Here is a 19,476-nt window from a genome sequence, read left to right as displayed (position 1 = left end):
ATTAGAAGTTTTCCGTTATTTTCTTACCAAATCCCCAACTCAAGCCGACCTGTAGGTCGGCTTTTTTTGCATCTGCCACCAAGGCTGTTATAATCGATTGAGAACCAATGAAAAATCCGCCATAACGGAATCCAATGCCGCCGTTAAAACCGGTTATATCATAGTATCCCCATGAGGAATAAACTTCAAAATTTCCAAATATCGCACTTGGAGTCACAGCGATGAGACTGATGGCAGGAATCTGGAGGTTGTTCTTTTCGCTTTGAATGAATTTCTGTCCGTAGACGCTTACAAAAAACTTTTCCGTCAATTTCAGATCCGCATTTGCAGCCCATACAGTCGGAAGTCCAACTTCAAAGCCATCTGTGTTGGATTCCCTGGAGAAAAAGCCGCTTTCCAAAAAATCCATTTCAATGGACCTGAAATCAGGCTCTAGGAGGTCTATCCTGTAGGATTCTCCCTCGGGAATGTTCATCTCGAAGGTTTGGTTGTTTTGGCCGCCACCAAAGCTCAATTTTCCGATATTTCTAAAAGCCATGCCTGTATTCAGCCATACACCATCCTTATTTTTCAATTGGTAATTGAAACCAAAGTCAAATCCAACCCCTGACAGTCCTCCAAGACTTATATTGTTATAATCTATATTAAAATTTCTGGTGTCGACCACCGATTCATTATAGGAAAAATTAACTATACCCTGGGCATTTGTCAAGGTGACGGCAGTTTGGTCCACCACCAAAGTTCCGCTGAGATTGCCTATTCCAAAATTGGTATATCCGGTAGGGAAAAGCAATTTGAAATTGGTACCTACCGAAAACTTGCTTTTTGGGCTATTCCAGATTTCTCTTCCGATGACAATACCTGATTCAAACCACGTAGCAAAATTTGCTCTTTGGTTGTTTGGGTTGTTTATACTGAAGAGTAAAAAATTACTGTAGTTATCATTTCCGGTTAGGTATCTTCCTATTTCAGGGTTGACATTTAGGATAGTTGCCCTGCTTTGGATTTGGGAAATAAGCCCAAAAGCCCATTTTCCTTTTTTCATCCCAAAAGAAGGAAGGATTGCCGACCCGTCAGTATTTCCATCGACAGGCTGGTCTGCCTTCTCCATCATTTTATCCCAAAGATCATTTCGATATTTTATGGTTTCTGAAAAAGTCAAAGTATTGTTACCGATAGCCGCATTTGCAGCAAAAAACTGTACCTCGACCGTTCTGGATAAGTTGTTCATTTCAGCAGGATTCATCATCGCACTTATGATTCCCTTTCTTTGGCTATTTTGGATGCCGACATAAGTGAACTGAGCCATGACGGCCACAGGAATCAAAAAAGAAACAAATAGCAGAAGCAGAATTTTGTTCATCGGGTAGGGATTAAAACTTCGCAAATTACAGATTTAAATGAGAAGGGTTAAAATTTCACACAATAGAAAATCAGTAACCCGATTTCTTTGGATTGAAATTACATGCCACTATTTCGAACTTTGCCCATGTCCAATCACCCGAATCCAGCTTCCAGGTAACCTCACCGGATGCAGGGACCTTGATACCGTCAAATTCTTTTGTGGAGGTCACATTTACGGTCCACTCTGATCTTTTGGCCTCGGGACCGCTTCCCTGATAACGCAAGGCCGAAAAAATCCGGACATGTCCATCTTTGCCAAAAGAAAATATACCTGATCCTGAAAGTCCTCCTAATGTCAAAGTGGCCTTTGCAGAATGGTCGCCAAGTTCTTTCCAAGTAATATCATCATGCAGTGCGGCGGTAGGATACCAAACAATCTCACCCAAAAAACGCTGCAAGGCAGCTTCGTTGATCTGTGGATTGGGTCCGTCATTTGCCACCGAAAAAACCGAAAATAACTTAAAAACCATTTCTCCCTCTCCCCCTATAAATTTGTCTCTACCAAAAGCACTGATTGCCGGCATCATTTCAATTTCAGCTTTCCAAACAAAAGCCGGAGGGGATATTGTCGAATATTGTTCCGCAACTGTTGTATACCAATCTTTCTGTTCAGGTTTTAATTTGATCTGGTAATTTTGTTTCATAAATACACTTTGGATTCGAGGTTTACCTATCACTCCTGCTGCATTCAGCCAAGTCTGTACCGATTCTGGAAGTTGGGAGATTTCCTGCTTGGTAATGGGAGAAGACAGTTCTTCTTTTGAATTTTCCAAAATATAAGTGACCTCTTTTCTGATTTTTTTCTCAAAACCGTAATGGGCAAAGGCAGCTAGGGCAACAGTCAGGATCAGGATATTGGGTATTGTTCCATAAAGAGAATCCTTCCAAAAAACGATAATCAGGACTTGGGAAATCAGGACACCGATTATTGCAAACAACCACCAAAGAGGGTTTTTAAAAAACATCAATGCCGCGGCCAACACCAAAATCAGGGCTGCCAATAACCAAAGCAAGCCCATAGGCTTGGAAACGGGGTTGGTTATTTCGTTTAATTCGGCCAGAAGGAAGGCTTTTAAGAATCCCAACAAGTGGATAAGGCCGTGAATCAGTAGAATGATCATGAATATAACTTTCATGGCTTCCTTGTTTATTGACACTCCAAATTACCCATAAACCCTATTCAAATCCCTGACAGCAATCAGTTTATAAATTGATTTTGCTTAGGAGAATTGAATGGTCTTGCATGAATTGAAACTATATAAACCTTGATTTATATTTCCTCCCCTGGTCGGAATCGGATCTTTTGTGGATAAGAAAATGCATGGATTCCCTGACCTGAAAGGATTTTTGACTGGATTTCTTTCCAATTGTCGGGATTGAAAAGCTCGGTATGGAAATCGAAAAAATGGTTTTTGACATCATTCCTGCCAATCATAAACCGTTTGAAATCCTGCGGAAAAACGTCGTTTTGGGCAATGTCATACCAAGGAGATGACGCATAGATCTGCTCATAAGTTTCCGGTATTGGTTTCTCCCGGAAATTCATATCTGTCAAAAACTCAATTTCATCATAGTCATAGAAAATCACCCGTTTTTGTCTCGTTACGCCAAAGTTTTTGGTCATCATGTCACCGGGAAAAATATTGGCTTTTGCCATTTCCAAAATTGAATCCCCGTATTCTTCCACAGCTTGCCGGGCTTCTTCGGTAGTACAATTTTCGAGGTAAATATTGAGAGGAACCATCTTTCTTTCGATGTACACATGTTTTAGGATTAGTTCATCAGAGGTTGTGTATAAGAGGGAATTTACCGTGCTGAGGAGTTCTTCCAACAACGTTGGGTCAATCCGGTCGAGTGGCAAGTGAAATTCTTCAAACTCATGCGTATCTGCCATCCTGCCTACCCGGTCATGAAGTCCGACCATCTTGTATTTTTCACGTACTTCCTGTCGGGTCATGGTTTTGGGTGGATCAAAGTAATCCTTGATCATCTTGAATACTACATTGTACGAGGGGAGTGTAAACACTGTCATGACCATCCCTTTGACCCCTTCGGCCAAGACAAAATTATCGTGGCTCTGACTGAGATGACTTAAAAAATCGCGATAAAATTCTGTTTTCCCATGTTTGTTAAACCCGATCGCATTGTAAAGTTCATGGATTTTTTTGTTGGGAATCACCGCATTGAGGAATGATATCATCTGCGAAGGAATGTCGGCTTTGACCATAAAATAAGACCTGGAAAAGCTAAACAATCCGGACATCAGGTTGGGGTCAAAGATCATGGTATCTGCAAATACCCCTTTAGGGCCATTGAGAAAAGGAATAATGAATGGCATCCATTTGTTGCCTATTTTGATTCGGCCGATGACATAGGCGCCTTTGTTTCTATAAAAAACGGACTTCAATACCTGCGTGGTACTTTCAGCAGAAGGGATATACCTGGTCAATATCACGTCTTTGACAGATTTGATCAAAAATTCTATGTCCTCTTCCTTGTTCATATAAGGAACCCCAAAATCAAAATCTTCCAGGATTTTTTGGATAATCTTCTTTAATCCCCAATCAGAGGGATAGCTGTGGTAAAGATTGTCATTTGGATAAATGACGCAGGAATTATAACCTTCATGGACAAACATCAGGTCTTCATTGATGGCAAGACCAGAATAAGATTTGCGGATAACAGAGTTGAAAAATGTCTCAGCCAGTTCTTTGTCTTTCTTGTTGGATATCAGCAGTGAATAATGCGATTTAGCAGTTTTCCAAAAATCAAAACTGTTGGCATTTTCCAAAAGCATTTCACTCAGAAGTTGACAGGTAGTACGCACCTGATCTTTGTATAAGCGAAGTCTTTTACGGTGATTTTGCTGCATGGCTTTCCAGTCTCTTGCTTTAAAAAAAGCCGGAGTCAGGTCCGTCAACTCATTGAATTCTCTTACATAAGTATCAAATCCCGAAATAAGAACAAGGGCTGTCTCGTCGGTCAATTTCTCTCTCATGAAAATGTTGTTTGGACCGGTTAAGGTCAATAAATTATACTTAGAAAGAATAAAATACAGTTTTTTTAATTGACGGGAAAAATATTTTCATTTATGAAATTTTTTTTTCAAAAAGCCGACAATTAAAATAACATAAAAAATTCTGTAGGATGAGCTTATTTTTAAGTATTTCAACAGGTTATAACAGCGGATTTTTGGGGATAGAAATGGCTTCAAAAACCCGTAGTTAAGATTTTGGAACACACAAAATATAATTTTCGCAATCGATTGTTTGGACAATAAAAAAACATTATTTACCTTTCGAGCGTGCTATTCATACATTGAATATCTACAATAGGTTTAATAGGTTTGAGAGATAAAAAAGGTTGGGACAATGTTCTGACCTTTTTTGATTTTTGGGGTTTTTATATTTCATTCGTATTCTTTATGTCTCCAAAAATGTCCCTATCAGCCAAAATATTTTCTTCCAGGTTTTTATTTGCATGCTTGGTATTCTTGGGTTCCTGTACATTTCAAAAAGAAAAAACAGAAGAAACAGTAGAGAAAACATCAATTTCCGAAGAGGAGGAACTTAATCAGCTTCTTGCTTCAGGGCTTCAGCAATTAAGTAATTGGACCGGATATTGGAAATCGCAGGAATCCACATTTGACGTGGCGGGATTCGAGATGAGTAAGGAAATCCCCTTTGAAGCATTGGAATGGCCGGAGGAGAATTTTATACAGCAAGACCACCCACTTCATAAGTACCTTGTCCCAAATCCTGACGGTCATGGTGTAGTGGACATTTACAGTTACAAAGTCGTAATGCCGGAGGAAGCCCAGGTTTCTTTTAACCCCGATTCGGAAGTGATTTATTTCAAATCCAATGGCATGCGTGAAAGGTTGATGTTTATTGGACCTTCAGGGGGTTTTGAGGAAGCCATTTGGGTCAGCCCGGAGCACCTGATGGTGACGGGATTTTTTGAGGAGGAAGGTGGAATTACTCCGAAGATATGGATTATCATGCCTGATGAGCACAAATACATCACCTTCAAGCATCCTCTCCATATCAGTAATTATCCCAAAGCAGGGTACCTTATCAAGAAGCTCCAAAACATCGATTTTTCAAATGGAGCTGAATAAGGTAGTCAGAAGATTAGAAAGACTATTGCAGGACCCGCTGCCGGGGAGGCTTGGTCATATTTCGATGTTGCCCCAGCCGATTGACGAAAAAAGATTTTCTGTCAGGGACGACCATAGAAAGGGAGCCGTATTGATGCTATTTTACCCTGAAGGCAACGGCAGTTTTGTTCCCTTTATCAAAAGACCCGAATATCCCGGGGTGCATAGTGGTCAGATAGCCTTTCCGGGAGGGAAGTGGGAACCGGAGGATGCAGACCTAAGTGTGACCGCGCTCAGGGAAGCCGAAGAAGAGATCGGTGTCTATGCCGAAAAAGTCACGTTGTTGGGCAAGTTGAGTGATGTCTATATTCCGCCGAGTAATTTTTTGGTGTCTCCTTATATCGGATTTATCGCAGAAAAGCCGGATTTTAATCCCCAAGCCACCGAAGTGGAGAGGATTATCAGCTGCCCTCTTCCTGTACTTTTAGATAAAGAAAACAGAAAACTGACTCAGATTAAAGGAAGTTCAGGTTTGAGTTTTGAAGCACCCTATTTTGACATTGAAAATGAGGTAGTTTGGGGAGCTACGGCCATGATGCTTGGCGAATTCACTTATTTGTGGGAGAATTCCAGGTTTTGAAGTTTCTCCTAATTGTAGTATTGTTGCAGGACTAACCTTTATCAAGCATGCAAGAAAGCAGTCCTTTGATCAGTAATGATGCCGTCGTTTTTGGGTTATTGATGACCATATTGGCTTTGGTTTTTTCTACCTCCTCAAGCAAATCACCATTTTGGGTAAAGTTTTACAGTATAGTGCCTTCAGTTCTGTTATGCTATTTTATCCCGGCACTTCTCAATTCATTCAATATCATCTCCGGTGAATCCTCAGGATTGTATAAAGTGGCATCAAGGTATCTGCTGCCTGCATCTTTGGTGTTGATGACTCTGAGTGTGGATTTCAAGGGTATAATGAAATTAGGACCCAAGGCATTGGTGGTTTTTTTGGCAGGAACGGTTGGCGTCATATTGGGAGGCCCATTTGCATTGTTTGTGGTTTCCTCATTTTTCCCCGAGATATTAAATGGTGTGGGTCCTGACGAGGTTTGGCGGGGACTTTCTACCATTGCAGGAAGTTGGATCGGGGGAGGTGCCAATCAGACTGCGATGTTGGAGGTATTTGGAGCAAGTCCTTCATTGTTTAGCCAGATGATTGCGGTAGATGTATTGGTTGCAAATTTATGGTTGGCAGTGTTATTGTATTGGGGGGCAAAGCCTGAAAAAATTGATAAGTTTTTAAAATCAGACACCTCTGCCATTCAGGAACTCCAGAAAAAAGTGGAGACTTATCGAGAGGGCATCCTAAGGATCCCAAGCTTATCTGATACCATGGTGATATTGGGAATCGGATTCGCAATTACAGGTTTTTCCCATTATGTTGCAGATATTGTAGCACCGTATATCGGCACAAATTATCCTACGCTAAGTCAATACTCTTTGGATTCCACATTTTTTTGGATTGTGGTTTTGGCCACAACAGGAGGTTTACTGATGTCATTTACCAAGGCAAGAGAGCTCGAAGGTGCGGGAGCTTCCAGAATGGGCTCGATATTACTTTATATTCTTGTGGCGACTATAGGGATGCAAATGGACCTGATGGCTATATTTGACAATCCACTATTGTTTCTGATTGGTATTATCTGGATTTTGTTCCACATCTTTTTGCTGCTTTCAGTGGCATACCTGATCAAAGCTCCTTTCTTTTATGTAGCAGTGGGTTCCCAGGCCAATATCGGAGGCGCAGCTTCTGCACCTATAGTTGCTTCTGCATTCAATCCTTCTCTGGCACCGGTAGGGGTTTTATTGGCTGTTTTGGGTTATGCCCTAGGAACATATGGGGGTTATTTGAGTGGACTTCTGATGCAATGGGTTCACGGTTAATTGTGCCAAAATAAAATCATCAAACCCAAAAGCGTGTAACTTTACTGTCAAATTAAACCAAACTACATGGCAACCTACCGTAAATTTATTTTTATATGCAATGGACCTGACTGTAAAAAAGAAGGTTGCAAAAAGCTGCAGCAGGAGATTAAAGAGCTTGTGAAGTCTGACGACCACAAAGGAAAGTACAAAATCGTCAAAACGAAGTGTATGGATTTTTGTAAATCAGCTCCGATTGTTGTGGTCAATAATGAGGTAGTCAAGAAATCGGATATTTCTTCACTTAGGAAAAAAATGTCATAAGGACTTCGGGGAATTGAAAGAAGTACTCATAAAAAAAGCCGGGATATGAATCCCGGCTTTTTTTAATCGATTCCGTTTAGGAACCTGCTCCAACGTATCTTATTGAACATCGACTTATGCTTGTCAAGGGATAGCCATAAGAACCAAGCCTTTCCTACAATATGGTCTTCGGGTACAAATCCCCAATACCTTGAATCGAGAGAATCGTGCCTGTTGTCGCCCATCATAAAGTAATAATTTTGCTTGAAAGTATATGAAGTGACCTTTTGGCCATCTATATACAATTCATTATCCTGGACTTTTACATCTTCATGGCCTTCAAACTTTTCAATGGTGAAGGCATATTTGGCGATATTGTCTTTTGTCATTTCTATTGTCCAACCTTCTCCCGGGATTTCCAATGGTCCCCAATTGTCCTTGTTCCAACCAAAATAAGCGCCATCAGGGAAGATTCTAGGGTCTCCAAAATCCTCACGGTCCTGTCTCATGGTGATAGATCCTACAGCAGGTGAACTTTTCAATCTTTCGATAGATTCAGCTGTAGCCATGACCATGTAGCCGGAGCCGTTGGAAAAAGGCATAAAACTGTCTTGGTTGATGCCATATTCATCAAAAAAATCAGGGGTAAGATTTCTGTCCGACATCACGTCATAAGAAAACTGCATTTCTTCAGGATTGGATGAAGCCTCACCATTGACGAAAATCTGGGTTTTCCTGATTTCAAGGACATCGCCGGGAACGGCTACAGCCCTTTTGATGTAATTCGTTTTGAGATCTACCGGAAATTCAAATTCAGAAGGGTAATTGAAAACGACCACATCGTTTCTTTCCACATCAGAAAATCCCGGAAGCCTGTAATAAGGCAATTGGATCCAATCTACGTACGATTTGGCATCTGTTCCCCATATTTTTTGGTGGGTCAAAGGTACCTGAAGGGGTGTCCTCGGAATCCTTGTTCCATAATGCATTTTGCTCACAAAAAGAAAATCGCCTACGAGCAGGGATTTCTCCATTGATGCGGTGGGAATAGTAAATGGCTCAAGGAGGAGCCAACGGATCAAGCTTGCAGCAATTACTGCAAATACCAGTGCATCTGCCCATTCACGTGCTGCAGATTTTTTCTTTTTTACTTCAGTCATTATAGTTTAAAATTTCAGAAAGATAGGAATTCGTCCATTGATAATACGCCTTTTTTATTTTTTATCCATTCCGCCACCAAAACCGCACCAAGAGCAAAACCTTTGCGGCTATGGGCTGTATGGACGATTTCAATATCGTCAATATCAGACTGATATCTTACAACATGGGTCCCCGGCGCGGGGTCTATGCGCTTTGAGGTAATGGATAAAGATTGTTCGTTTTCGTTCAATTCACCTGCAGGTGTCCAGTTTTCAATCCGGGGAATTTCCTTGATTATCCCTTCGGCAAGAGTGATCGCGGTACCACTCGGCGCATCTTTTTTTTCAGTATGGTGGATTTCTTCCAAACTGACCTTATATTCTGGCTGGTCTTTCATCAGAGAGGCCAAAAATCGGTTGACTTTGAAGAAAACATTGACGCCAATACTGAAATTGGAGGCATAAAAAAAAGCCGAATTGTACTGTAGGGTCAATTGCTCGACCATGGGTTTATTGGCTAGCCATCCCGTAGTGCCTGAGACAACAGGAATCCCACGCTCGATTGCCCAACTGATATTTTCTACTGCAGATTCTGGAGTGCTAAATTCAATAGCCACGTCGATTTGGGATATGTCCAATAAATCCAAGTCCTGTCGGTTGTCAATATTTATTTTTCCGGCAATATGGTGGCCTCGGGATTCGGCAATATCGCCGATGATCTTTCCCATTTTCCCGTAACCAAGTAGAAGAATATTCATTTTAATCAGAAGTTTATTTTTAAAGAAAGTCCCATGATATTGCCTCCTCCGGCACTCAGGGATTCATAACTCGGTTCAAACCGGAAAGTCAGGTCATCACTCACGTCAAATGCCGATAAATGTGCATCCACGTTGGCATCGATGATATTGAGTGCATAAATACCAATAAACAGGAAGTAATTCAAATCCCGGTTTCTTTTCCAATAATTGACATTCCTGACCAATCCGTCACGGTTCAGACTTGGAAATGGCTGTTCGGGGTCTTTAGGGTCTTCGTCAAAGATGGCAAGTGCTTCTTTGAAGAGTTCATACCGCCTGTTATTGTATTCTATGAAATAGATGTTAGCAGCAAATCCGGCATAAATGATCGGCACTTTCCATGGTTTTCCATTATAAACCTGACCCGCACCGGGTAAGATTGCTGATAAAATGGTCGCTTTTTTAGGATTTTTGATGGCAGGATCCGTGTAGTCCACCTTGACAGTATCCGTACCGGTGATCATTGTTTGGGCGGTCAAGTCACAATAGGGCAATAAAACAAAAACAGCAATGATAAATGGGCTTATCATTGCTTTGGGTGTTACACTCAAAAGCCAGTTTTTTGTTTTCTTTTCCAAGACTTAGATGATCTCCAAAATTTCCAGGATTCTGTTCAGGTCTTCGGAAGAATGAAAGGGGATTTTGATTTCTCCCTTGTTTTTGGCATCCGATTTAAGGTTCACTTTTGTCCCAAAATGACTGGCAAGCCTCTGTTGGATCTTGGTGATTTCGTATTTCCTGACAGGATCAAATGGGGAATTTTTTTTGTTTTCCTTTTCTTCCCGCTCTCCGTTGATGGATTTCACCAAGGCCTCGACCTGACGGACGCTAAGTTCGTCCTGAATGGCTTTTTTGAAGATGGCTAGTTGCTTGTCGATGCTCTCTACGTTGATCAAAGCCCTCGCATGTCCCATGGAGATTTTGTTGTCTCTTAATCCGGCTTGAATATCAGGAGGAAGTTTAAGCAGCCTCAGGTAATTGTTTACTGTGGTTCTGTTTTTTCCCACACGCTCGCCGAGTTCTTCCTGCTTGAGGTTACATTCGGCCAAAAGTCTTTGATAGGAATGGGCAATTTCCAGGGAATTGAGATTTTCCCTCTGGATATTTTCAATTAAAGCCATTTCCAGCATTTGCTGGTCATTTGCTGTTCTGATGTATGCAGGGATTTTATTCAGTCCTGCCATCTTTGAAGCCTGAAATCTTCTTTCCCCCGAGATAAGTTGGTATTCATTGTCATCCAGCTTCCTGACCGTAATCGGTTGGATGATACCTTGAGTCAAAATGGAATCTGCAAGTTCCTTCAGGGCATCCTTATCAAAGTGCGTCCTAGGTTGGTAAGGATTTACCTGGATTTCACTAAGGGAAATCTCAAAAATCCCTGCCGTCGGATAAGAAGGCATGAGGGATTCACTTTTGTTTTTTTGAGGGGAATCCTGCAGCAAAGCTCCCAATCCTTTTCCAAGCGCGCTTTTCTTTGGTGTAGGTTTTTTATCAGTCATAGTATGTATTCGGTCAGTTAACTTTCTCCTTGCCGTTTTTAACAGCTATTTCATGGGCAAGGTTGAGGTAAGCAACGGCTCCTTTTCCTTCTGCATCAAAGGCAATCACAGGAAGACCGAAGCTTGGGGATTCACTCAAGCGTACGTTTCTGGGGATGATGGTTTCAAATACCAGGTTTTTGAAATGCATTCTTACCTCATCGACGACCTGATTGGAAAGTCTCAGCCTCACATCGTACATGGTGAGGAGGATTCCTTCGATTTCTAGATCAGGATTAAGCCTGGTCTGAATGATTTTTATGGTATTGAGCAATTTACCCAAACCTTCCAAGGCGAAGTATTCGCACTGAACAGGGATAATTACAGAATTGGCGGCTGTCAATGCATTGATGGTAATTAAACCCAAAGAAGGCGAACAGTCAATGATCACGAAGTCATACTTGTCTTTGACGAGATGGATGACTGATTTCATTTTCTCTTCCCTGTTTTCGAGATTGATCATCTCTACTTCCGCACCTACCAAGTCGATGTGGGAGGGGACCAGCTCAAGATTTTCTATTTCTGTTTTGAGGATGATGGTGTGGATGTCAATGCCGTCCACCATACACTCATATATACTGGTATCTATTTCTTTTGGGTCGTGGCCAAGACCGGAGGTGGTATTTGCCTGCGGATCTGCATCTATTACCAAGGTTTTGAATTCCAAAACTGCGAGACTTGCCGCCAGATTCATGGCAGTAGTAGTTTTTCCTACGCCTCCTTTTTGGTTAGCAATTGCGATAACTTTTCCCATAAATAGTTTAGAGCGTAATACTGTCACCAATATTAATCAAAATCAATTCTTTTCCTGCTTCTGAAACTGCTTTTTTTGCAGCTTCCAAATCTATTTCAATGTAAGGGAAGGTGTTGTAATGCATCCCCACAATTTTTTTTGTTCCTACAAAATCGGCTGCCTTGATGGCGTCTTGGATATCCATTGTGAAATTATCCCCGATGGGAAGGATGGCAAAGTCTATTTTAAATTCCTCCGCGATCAACTTCATATCGTAGGTTAGAGCCGTATCTCCTGCATAATAAAAGCATCCTGAATCATGTTTGATGACAAATCCGCCGGGATAGCCTCCTGATGCGCCATCAGGTAACGTGCTGCTGTGAACAGCGTTCACATATTTTACCCTTCCAAAATCAAAAACCTTGCTTCCCCCAATATTCATAGGGTGGTATTTTTCGACACCTTTTTGGGCAAACCAAACCGCTATCTCATAATTGGAGACCAACATAGCATTATTGGCTTTGGTGATGGATTCAGCATCTGCCACATGGTCTTCGTGACCATGACTGAGCAATACATAATCTGCTTTGATAGAAGAGACATCTATTTTTGATGCTTTGGAATTGGGGCTGATAAATGGGTCAAAAAGGATTTTGGTATCGTTGATTTCCACAAGATAGGACGAATGTCCAAAATAGGTCAGTTTGATCATGGTTGCGAGAATGATTTTTTTGCTCTATTTACAAATATATCATTTAAATATTTCCTTGAAATGAATTGTTATCCACAGTACCTATCTGAAAATGTTAATAGTCTGAGGTTTAAAGGAAAAGACATAAAAACAAAAGAGACCCGTTTGGGTCCCTTTTGTTATTTGGTTTTCTTATTAGCGTCTGCCGCTTTCATGGCATCTTCAAGCTTTTGCTGAAATTTTGACTTTTTCTTGTCCACGTTTTTCACTTTGTTCTGCTCAATTTTCTCTCTGATTTTGGCATCATCCACAAACAATTTGATCAGTGCCTGTTGTCCGAAAGTTACCATGTTGGAAACAAAATAATAGAAACTTAACGCCGCAGGGAAGGAGTTCAAGACAAACATGAACACCACCGGCATGATATAGCCGAGGTTCTTCATCGGTCCTGTCTGAGCTGTAAGTTGGTTATTGAAGTGCGTATAGGCTATCTGCGATACCGTCATCAATATTGTGAACAAACTCACGTGTGACCCATAGAAAGGAATCGTAAACGGTAACCTCAAAATGGAATCATAAGTAGATAGGTCATGTGCCCAAAGGAACGATTGCTGACGGAGTTCAATAGCATTTGGGAAGAAAAAGAACATCGCAAACAGGAACGGCATCTGGAATAGCAAAGGAAGACATCCCGATATGGGGCTTACGCCCAATTGCCCGAAGAGCTTCATCTGTTCCTGCTGCATCTTGGTAGGGTCGTCAGGATACTTTGCCTTGAGCTCGTCGATTTCAGGTTTGATCACCCTCATTTTTGCCATCCCGATATAAGACTTGTAGGTCAGCGGTGTCAAGGCAACCTTGATGATCAATACAATAATGATAATGATGATACCGTAGTTGGTAAAATACTTTTCAAGGAACTGGAAAAGGTTTACTATGATGTATTTATTGACCCAACTGACAAAGAAATAACCCATGTCCACGTTTTTCTCAAAACCCGGAGTGATTTTTTTCAGGGTATTGTACCTGTTTGGACCAAAATAATAGCTCAAATCCACCTTGTTGTTGTCCAAAGGCAAGACCATGGCAGCCTGCACATTTTTGATCGAAAGGGTGTCTTGCGGGGTCTGTTGGTTGAACTTGGCTGAACTGAAGTTATTGGATGCAATGATACCTGTGGTGAAAAACCTTTGGCTGAAACTTACCCATTTCAACGGTTCCTGAACATCCGCATCATCTGTCTCTGAGGTTGTACTCAAATAATCATAGCTTTCTTCCGCAGTAAAGAAATTGATATTGGTCTTTCTCCTTGACTCCTCTATGTCCTGTTCCTGACGGATCAGCTTGGCATCCCAATTGACCAAAATGGTCGTGTCTTTCAGACTGTTGGAAAGTCCGGCAAACTCCAGGGATTTGTCCAAAACATAGCCACCTTCTGCCAAAGAATAGGTGCGTGTGATCGAACCGGTTCCTGCTTTTGCGATAAAGGTGATTATAGAAACCGGATTTCCTTCCACATCCACAGTGGATGCTGTAGGGTTGAAGTAAAAATCATTTAAGCTCAAAGGACCTTTTTCAGTCTGTATGGAGAAGCTCAAGTCGGAGCTTTCATTGTCCAATAATACCAATGGTCTCTGATCCCAGGTTTTGAATTCCTTCAGTTCCACTTTGGTGATTTCGGCACCTTTGGTGGAGAAAGTGACTGAAATTTTATCGTTTTCAAGGACAATTTCTTCTGCTGTACCTTTTGTCATCGGGGCAAAAACCCCAAACTGGCGCTGTGCAATCAGGTCCTGTATGCTATCAGGTTGGATAATTTCTTGGGCAAGGGTATCGACATCAGAGGATTCCTGAGGGATTGTCTGAGTGACTGTGTTTGATTCTTCCGGGAGTGGTTCGGGGGTGGTAGCAAAGAAAATCGAATAAATCAGCAATACTGCCGCAAATAAGATTAAGCCTGCCGCTTGGTTTCTGTCCATATTGTTACTTTATATGCCTTTTGAAAAGTAAAGGTAACAGAAAGTATCAAGGAGATTCCCTTTTTACCTCGTGTTACCTGTTTCTTAATTTAGGCTGGTATTCAAATATTTGATTTTTTGTTGTCAATAGTAGCTGTTACGAATTTCACAAACAACGGATGGGGATTCATAACAGTACTTTTATATTCAGGATGAAACTGTGTTCCCAAAAACCAGGGATGGTTTTTAAGTTCTATTATTTCAACCAATTGGCTTTCAGGATTGATCCCTGAAGGAATCATTCCTTTTTCCTCTATTTGTTTCAGGTACTTGTTATTGAATTCATACCTGTGTCTGTGTCTTTCCTTGACTTTAGCTTTGCCGTAAGCTTGGGCAGCCTTGCTTCCTTTTCGGAGTTCGCAAGGGTAAGAACCCAATCTCATGGTGCCTCCCTTCATTTCAATATTCTTTTGGTCAGCCATCAGATCAATAACCGGATGTGGGGTATTTGGGTCCATTTCGGTACTGTTGGCGCCTTTGAGGCCGAGCACATTTCTGGCAAATTCGATCACTGCAACCTGCATCCCAAGACAAATTCCAAAAAAGGGTAATTTGTTTTCGCGGGCAAATTTAACAGTTTCTATCTTTCCTTCAAGTCCTCTTTCGCCAAATCCGGGAGCCACCAGAATCCCGTCAAGGTGTTCCAGTTTTTTGGCTACGTTTTCGGGAAGTAATTCTTCAGAAGAAATCAAAGTCAGGTGGACCTTGCATTCGCAGGCCGCTCCGGCATGGACAAAAGCCTCAATGATTGATTTATAAGCATCGGGAAGGGAAACATATTTTCCGATCAGGCCGATATTCACTTCCTGCGTAGGGTTTTTTAACCTTCCCAAAAAGTCTTTCCACTGTTCCAAATCAGTATTCACTTTGGAAGTCAGCTTGAGTTTGCTCATGACCCTTTCGTCGAGCTTTTCCTTTTTCATGAGCAGAGGAACATCATAGATGGTTTCCGCATCCATGGCCTCAATGACACAGTTCAATTGCACGTTGCAAAACAGCGCCAATTTCTTTTTCACTTCCAAAGGAAGGTGGTGTTCTGTCCTGCAAACCAAAATGTCAGGCTGAATACCTGCTTCCAAAAGTTGTTTTACTGAATGTTGGGTGGGTTTGGTTTTAAGTTCTTTGGCAGCTGCCAAGTAGGGGATCAATGTGAGATGGACAACAAGGATATTGTTTGGACCGATATCCCATTTGGCCTGTCTTACGGCTTCGATGAAGGGAAGTGATTCGATGTCACCGACGCAGCCTCCTATTTCGGTGATGACAACATCGTATTTGCCTTCTTCACCAAGTTTGAAGAAATTCCTTTTGATCTCATCCGTGATGTGGGGGATAACCTGAACAGTTTTTCCCAAATATTCTCCTTTTCTCTCTTTGGTGATGACGTTGTTGTAGATTCTTCCCGTCGTGATGTTGTTGGCCTGTGAGGTCGGTGTGTTCAGAAACCGCTCATAATGACCCAAATCAAGGTCCGTTTCTGCCCCGTCTTCGGTGACATAACATTCGCCGTGTTCATAGGGGTTGAGTGTTCCCGGATCGATATTGAGGTAAGGGTCGAATTTTTGGATGGTAGCGCTAAAGCCCCTAGCCTGCAAGAGTTTGGCCAAAGAAGCGGCGATAATGCCTTTCCCGAGGGAGGAGGTAACGCCTCCGGTGATAAAGATATATTTGGTGGTTGAGCCCATAAGAAGGGTAGGATGGAGAATATTGTTTGGATTCTTATGGGATTCAAAGGTAGGAGAAAAATTTGATTTGGAGGTGAGGTGTCTAAAGGAAAAAAATAAAGAAGTGTTTTGGGGGTGGGATTTTAGGATGGGAAAAAGGTTTGGTTGGTGTTTTTCATTACGTCTCAAAGTCTTTGCAGGATTCATTAAATCCAACCGAGTATAGTAATGTACCTTTCCTCACAGAGCCTCACTTACAAAAAACTTACTTTCCCATCATGAAACTACTCGGACTGATTGGAGGGACTTCCTGGCACTCCACCATCGAATACTACAAATTGATCAATGAACTTGCCGGTGAAAGGATGGGTCACGACCAAAACCCGCTTATGTTGATTTACAGTCAAAATATCCAACTGATGCGGGAACAGGACAAAGACTTGATCAACAAAACTTACCTCAAAATTGCTCAGAAGCTTGAGGCAGGTGGAGCAGAAGGAATCATCATCTGTGCGAATACCCCACACATGGTTTATGATTTTGTACAGCCAAAGATCAATATCCCTATTCTCCACATCGCAGATGCGATCGGCAAAAGCGCCCAAAAACAAGGTTTGAAAACCCTGGGTCTGTTGGGGAACAAACCGACGATGACGGGTGATTTCATTCCAAAGTACCTCAAAACCCATTTTGACATTGATACTATCATTCCTGACGCCGTATACTTGGACAAATCGCATTATTACGTCTCCAAGGAGTTGACACTTGGAAAGTTTACCGATGAAGCAAAGGCTTTCTATTGGGAACAAATGAGACTTCTCCAAGAAAAAGGAGCAGAAGGAATGATCATGGGATGTACCGAATTGCCGCTGTTGATCAATCAGGAGGAAACGGATTTTCCCTTGATTTCCACTACCCAGCTGCATGCTGAGTTGGCTGTGGATTTTATTTTTAGCTGAATAAAATGGCTTCTGAAAATTAGAAATTTTCTTGATAAAGCTTCTAGAGAAGCAGGATAACTATGCTTCTGGAGATGAGGGATAGCGGAGAGTATTTATCTTTTTCTCTTTGGCGTCTTTGCGAGAGAATTAAATCCAGCTTCTGGAAAAGCAGGATAGCAGGAAAATCAAAGATTCTTCCTCCTTTTTTTTTGCGCTTTAGCGTTTTTGCGTGAGATCAAAACCAGAATATGGTCAGAATTCGCCACCAATTATAAACTTTGTAATCCTCTTTAGCATTCCTTCCAATAATCTGCCTTATTTTTGAAGCAAAAGAATCGGAATGGAAATCAAAGATGCAGTCAATATCCTCAAAGAAAAGGGAAGAATCAAGATCAAAGACGGTCATGGTACCGTTTTGGAATTGGTTGCCCCTCAGCGATGGGATGCAGCAAAAGACGATCAGGAAGGCATTTTTCTATTTTTTGATGTATTTCAGATCAGAAATGTCGCGGAGCAGTTTTCGGAGGTGTCTTTGGATATCATTGAGTATGCCACTAAGCCGACGATTTACCATACTCCTGTCAACAGGATTTTAAAAAACGGACCCATTATTGATGGAAAAGTCAAATTCTCTGTCATCAGGAAGGAATTTTGGAACAAGCTGATATTTGCTTTTTCCCAGCCTTTGATTCTTCAGTTTAGTAAATCCAAAGAATGCGATATGGTGACAGAGGACTTTTTTCCACTTTTGAGTGCAGGTACCAAAGAAATGTTTTTGAGCCCTGATGGGGACGTCAAAATTATTAGAGCATGAATTTCAAAGCCCATTTAGACCAGTTAGAAATATTCAGCCGTGTTGGGCGTATAGCCGATGAACTTGGCTTGGAAACCTACGTGGTCGGTGGGTACGTCCGTGACCTGATATTGAAAAGACCTAGCAAGGACATTGATTTTGTCTGCGTTGGCAGTGGCATTTCCTTGGCAAAAGCTGTTGCTGACAGTTTTGAGGAGCATGTTCCGCTTTCTGTTTTCAAGAATTTTGGCACTGCAAATATCCGTTTGGAAGATTGGGAAGTTGAATTTGTAGGAGCAAGGCGAGAATCTTACCGGCACGATTCCAGAAAACCTATTGTGGAGGATGGAACCCTTCAGGAAGATCAGGAGCGTCGAGACTTTACCATCAATGCCATGGCGATATCTGTCAATTCCCATAATTATGGAGAATTGATTGATCCATTTGATGGAATGGGGGATATCAAAAGGAAAACAATCAGAACGCCAACAGATCCGATTATCACTTTTTCGGATGACCCGCTCAGGATGATGCGGGCGATTCGTTTTGCCACACAACTGAAGTTTGACATCGAACCGGATACTTTTCTTGGGATAGTCCACGATGCGCACAGGATTCAGATTGTTTCCGCCGAGCGGATCATTGATGAACTCAACAAAATTATTTTGACAGAAAAGCCTTCTTACGGTTTCAAGTTGCTGTTTGTGAGCAAACTCCTTCAGGAAATTTTCCCAGAAATGGTAGAGCTGCAGGGCGTAGACTCGGTAGGCGATAAATCACACAAGGACAACTTTTACCATACCCTTCAGGTCTTGGATAATGTATCCCAAATGTCGGAAGACCTTTGGTTGAGATGGGCAGCCATCATGCACGACATTGCGAAGCCTGCCACCAAGCGGTTCAATGAGAAAGTCGGATGGACCTTTCATGGCCATGAAGACAAAGGTTCAAGGATGGTTCCGGGGATTTTCCGCAGGATGAAACTTCCGATGGATGACCGCATGAAGTATGTCCAAAAGCTAGTGAGGTTGCATCTCAGACCTATTTCCTTGGTTTCTGAGAAAGTCACTGACTCTGCGGTAAGGAGACTGCTTTTCGATGCAGGTAATGATATTGAAGACTTGATGAAACTCTGCCGCGCAGATATAACTTCCAAAAACAACAGCAAAGTGCAGCGGTTTTTGGCCAATTTTGATAAGGTGGAAGAAAAAATGAAGGAAGTTGAGGAAAATGACCAAGTCCGGAATTTTCAACCGCCTGTATCAGGAGAAGAAATCATGGCTTTATTTGACCTGCGGCCTTCAAAAGTAGTGGGTGAACTGAAAGAGGAAATCAAGGAGGCGATTTTGGAGGGACAAATTCAAAACAATAAAGCTGAAGCTATGGACTTATTATATAAATTAGCCGCCACTAAAGGATTAACAACGATTTAACAATAG

General features: G+C 41.7%; 18 protein-coding genes. 7 read left to right on the top strand and 11 right to left on the bottom strand.

Annotated features, from left to right (window positions below; genetic code table 11):
• Position 1: 1 nt before the first annotated feature.
• The 3 genes from DQW11_RS04930 to aceK all read right to left on the bottom strand — a co-directional run bounded on the left by DQW11_RS04930 (position 2) and on the right by aceK (position 4,402).
• Positions 2-1,363, bottom strand: coding sequence for a DUF5723 family protein (locus tag DQW11_RS04930; protein ID WP_113922852.1), 1,362 nt, complete (start codon positions 1,361-1,363; stop codon positions 2-4).
• A gap of 70 nt (positions 1,364-1,433) precedes the next feature.
• A complete protein-coding gene (locus tag DQW11_RS04925) occupies positions 1,434-2,540 on the bottom strand; it encodes a DUF6544 family protein (RefSeq protein ID WP_113922851.1) in 1,107 nt (368 codons plus the stop codon).
• A gap of 134 nt (positions 2,541-2,674) precedes the next feature.
• Positions 2,675-4,402 carry a bifunctional isocitrate dehydrogenase kinase/phosphatase gene (gene aceK, locus DQW11_RS04920; protein ID WP_113922850.1) on the bottom strand — a complete coding sequence of 576 codons (1,728 nt, stop codon included), beginning with the start codon at positions 4,400-4,402 and terminating at the stop codon, positions 2,675-2,677.
• A 438-nt stretch (positions 4,403-4,840) separates the two neighbouring features.
• On the opposite strand from aceK, the gene DQW11_RS04915 reads away from it, so the two are divergent.
• The 4 genes from DQW11_RS04915 to DQW11_RS04900 all read left to right on the top strand — a co-directional run bounded on the left by DQW11_RS04915 (position 4,841) and on the right by DQW11_RS04900 (position 7,744).
• Positions 4,841-5,524 (top strand): bifunctional isocitrate dehydrogenase kinase/phosphatase, encoded by a 684-nt coding sequence (locus tag DQW11_RS04915; RefSeq protein ID WP_113923222.1) that lies wholly within the window; start codon positions 4,841-4,843, stop codon positions 5,522-5,524.
• A complete protein-coding gene (locus DQW11_RS04910; protein WP_113922849.1) occupies positions 5,511-6,143 on the top strand; it encodes an NUDIX hydrolase in 633 nt (210 codons plus the stop codon). The genes DQW11_RS04915 and DQW11_RS04910 overlap by 14 nt, the downstream gene beginning before the upstream one ends.
• 47 nt (positions 6,144-6,190) lie before the next feature.
• Positions 6,191-7,441, top strand: coding sequence for a DUF819 family protein (locus tag DQW11_RS04905; RefSeq protein ID WP_113922848.1), 1,251 nt, complete (start codon positions 6,191-6,193; stop codon positions 7,439-7,441).
• A 66-nt stretch (positions 7,442-7,507) separates the two neighbouring features.
• Positions 7,508-7,744 (top strand): (2Fe-2S) ferredoxin domain-containing protein, encoded by a 237-nt coding sequence (locus tag DQW11_RS04900; RefSeq protein WP_113922847.1) that lies wholly within the window; start codon positions 7,508-7,510, stop codon positions 7,742-7,744.
• A 62-nt stretch (positions 7,745-7,806) separates the two neighbouring features.
• Here the strand turns inward: DQW11_RS04900 and lepB are convergent, their stop codons facing one another.
• The 8 genes from lepB to DQW11_RS04860 form a co-directional block, all read right to left on the bottom strand.
• On the bottom strand, positions 7,807-8,883 hold the full coding sequence (gene lepB, locus DQW11_RS04895) for a signal peptidase I (RefSeq protein ID WP_113922846.1): 1,077 nt from the start codon (positions 8,881-8,883) through the stop codon (positions 7,807-7,809).
• Between the two features lie 14 nt (positions 8,884-8,897).
• On the bottom strand, positions 8,898-9,620 hold the full coding sequence (gene dapB, locus DQW11_RS04890) for a 4-hydroxy-tetrahydrodipicolinate reductase (RefSeq protein WP_113922845.1): 723 nt from the start codon (positions 9,618-9,620) through the stop codon (positions 8,898-8,900).
• A 5-nt stretch (positions 9,621-9,625) separates the two neighbouring features.
• Positions 9,626-10,210: a DUF5683 domain-containing protein gene (locus DQW11_RS04885; protein WP_317047867.1), complete on the bottom strand. Its 585-nt coding sequence runs from the start codon at positions 10,208-10,210 to the stop codon at positions 9,626-9,628.
• Positions 10,211-10,240: 30 nt separating this feature from the next.
• Entirely contained in the window at positions 10,241-11,158 is a 918-nt protein-coding gene (locus tag DQW11_RS04880; RefSeq protein WP_113922844.1) for a ParB/RepB/Spo0J family partition protein, read from the bottom strand.
• 13 nt (positions 11,159-11,171) lie between these two features.
• Positions 11,172-11,951 (bottom strand): ParA family protein, encoded by a 780-nt coding sequence (locus DQW11_RS04875; RefSeq protein ID WP_113922843.1) that lies wholly within the window; start codon positions 11,949-11,951, stop codon positions 11,172-11,174.
• 7 nt (positions 11,952-11,958) lie between these two features.
• Positions 11,959-12,642, bottom strand: a complete 684-nt coding sequence (locus DQW11_RS04870; protein ID WP_198669843.1) for a metal-dependent hydrolase — start codon at positions 12,640-12,642, stop codon at positions 11,959-11,961.
• A 158-nt stretch (positions 12,643-12,800) separates the two neighbouring features.
• Positions 12,801-14,600: a membrane protein insertase YidC gene (gene yidC / locus DQW11_RS04865; RefSeq protein ID WP_113922842.1), complete on the bottom strand. Its 1,800-nt coding sequence runs from the start codon at positions 14,598-14,600 to the stop codon at positions 12,801-12,803.
• A gap of 101 nt (positions 14,601-14,701) precedes the next feature.
• On the bottom strand, positions 14,702-16,324 hold the full coding sequence (locus DQW11_RS04860; RefSeq protein ID WP_113923219.1) for a CTP synthase: 1,623 nt from the start codon (positions 16,322-16,324) through the stop codon (positions 14,702-14,704).
• A 257-nt stretch (positions 16,325-16,581) separates the two neighbouring features.
• Here DQW11_RS04860 and DQW11_RS04855 point away from each other — a divergent pair, with 257 nt between their 5' ends.
• The 3 genes from DQW11_RS04855 (at position 16,582) to DQW11_RS04845 (ending at position 19,470) form a co-directional block, all read left to right on the top strand.
• The gene (locus DQW11_RS04855; protein WP_113922841.1) at positions 16,582-17,262 is read left to right on the top strand and encodes an aspartate/glutamate racemase family protein; all 681 of its coding nucleotides are present in this window, start codon (positions 16,582-16,584) and stop codon (positions 17,260-17,262) included.
• 322 nt (positions 17,263-17,584) lie between these two features.
• Positions 17,585-18,058: a hypothetical protein gene (locus tag DQW11_RS04850; protein ID WP_113922840.1), complete on the top strand. Its 474-nt coding sequence runs from the start codon at positions 17,585-17,587 to the stop codon at positions 18,056-18,058.
• Positions 18,055-19,470, top strand: a complete 1,416-nt coding sequence (locus tag DQW11_RS04845) for a CCA tRNA nucleotidyltransferase (RefSeq protein ID WP_113922839.1) — start codon at positions 18,055-18,057, stop codon at positions 19,468-19,470. The genes DQW11_RS04850 and DQW11_RS04845 overlap by 4 nt, the downstream gene beginning before the upstream one ends.
• Positions 19,471-19,476 lie beyond the last annotated feature (6 nt).

The sequence above is a fragment of the Cognataquiflexum aquatile genome (assembly GCF_003316845.1).
GTDB lineage: Bacteria > Bacteroidota > Bacteroidia > Cytophagales > Cyclobacteriaceae > Cognataquiflexum > Cognataquiflexum aquatile.
This window is presented reverse-complemented; position numbering and strand designations above follow the sequence as displayed.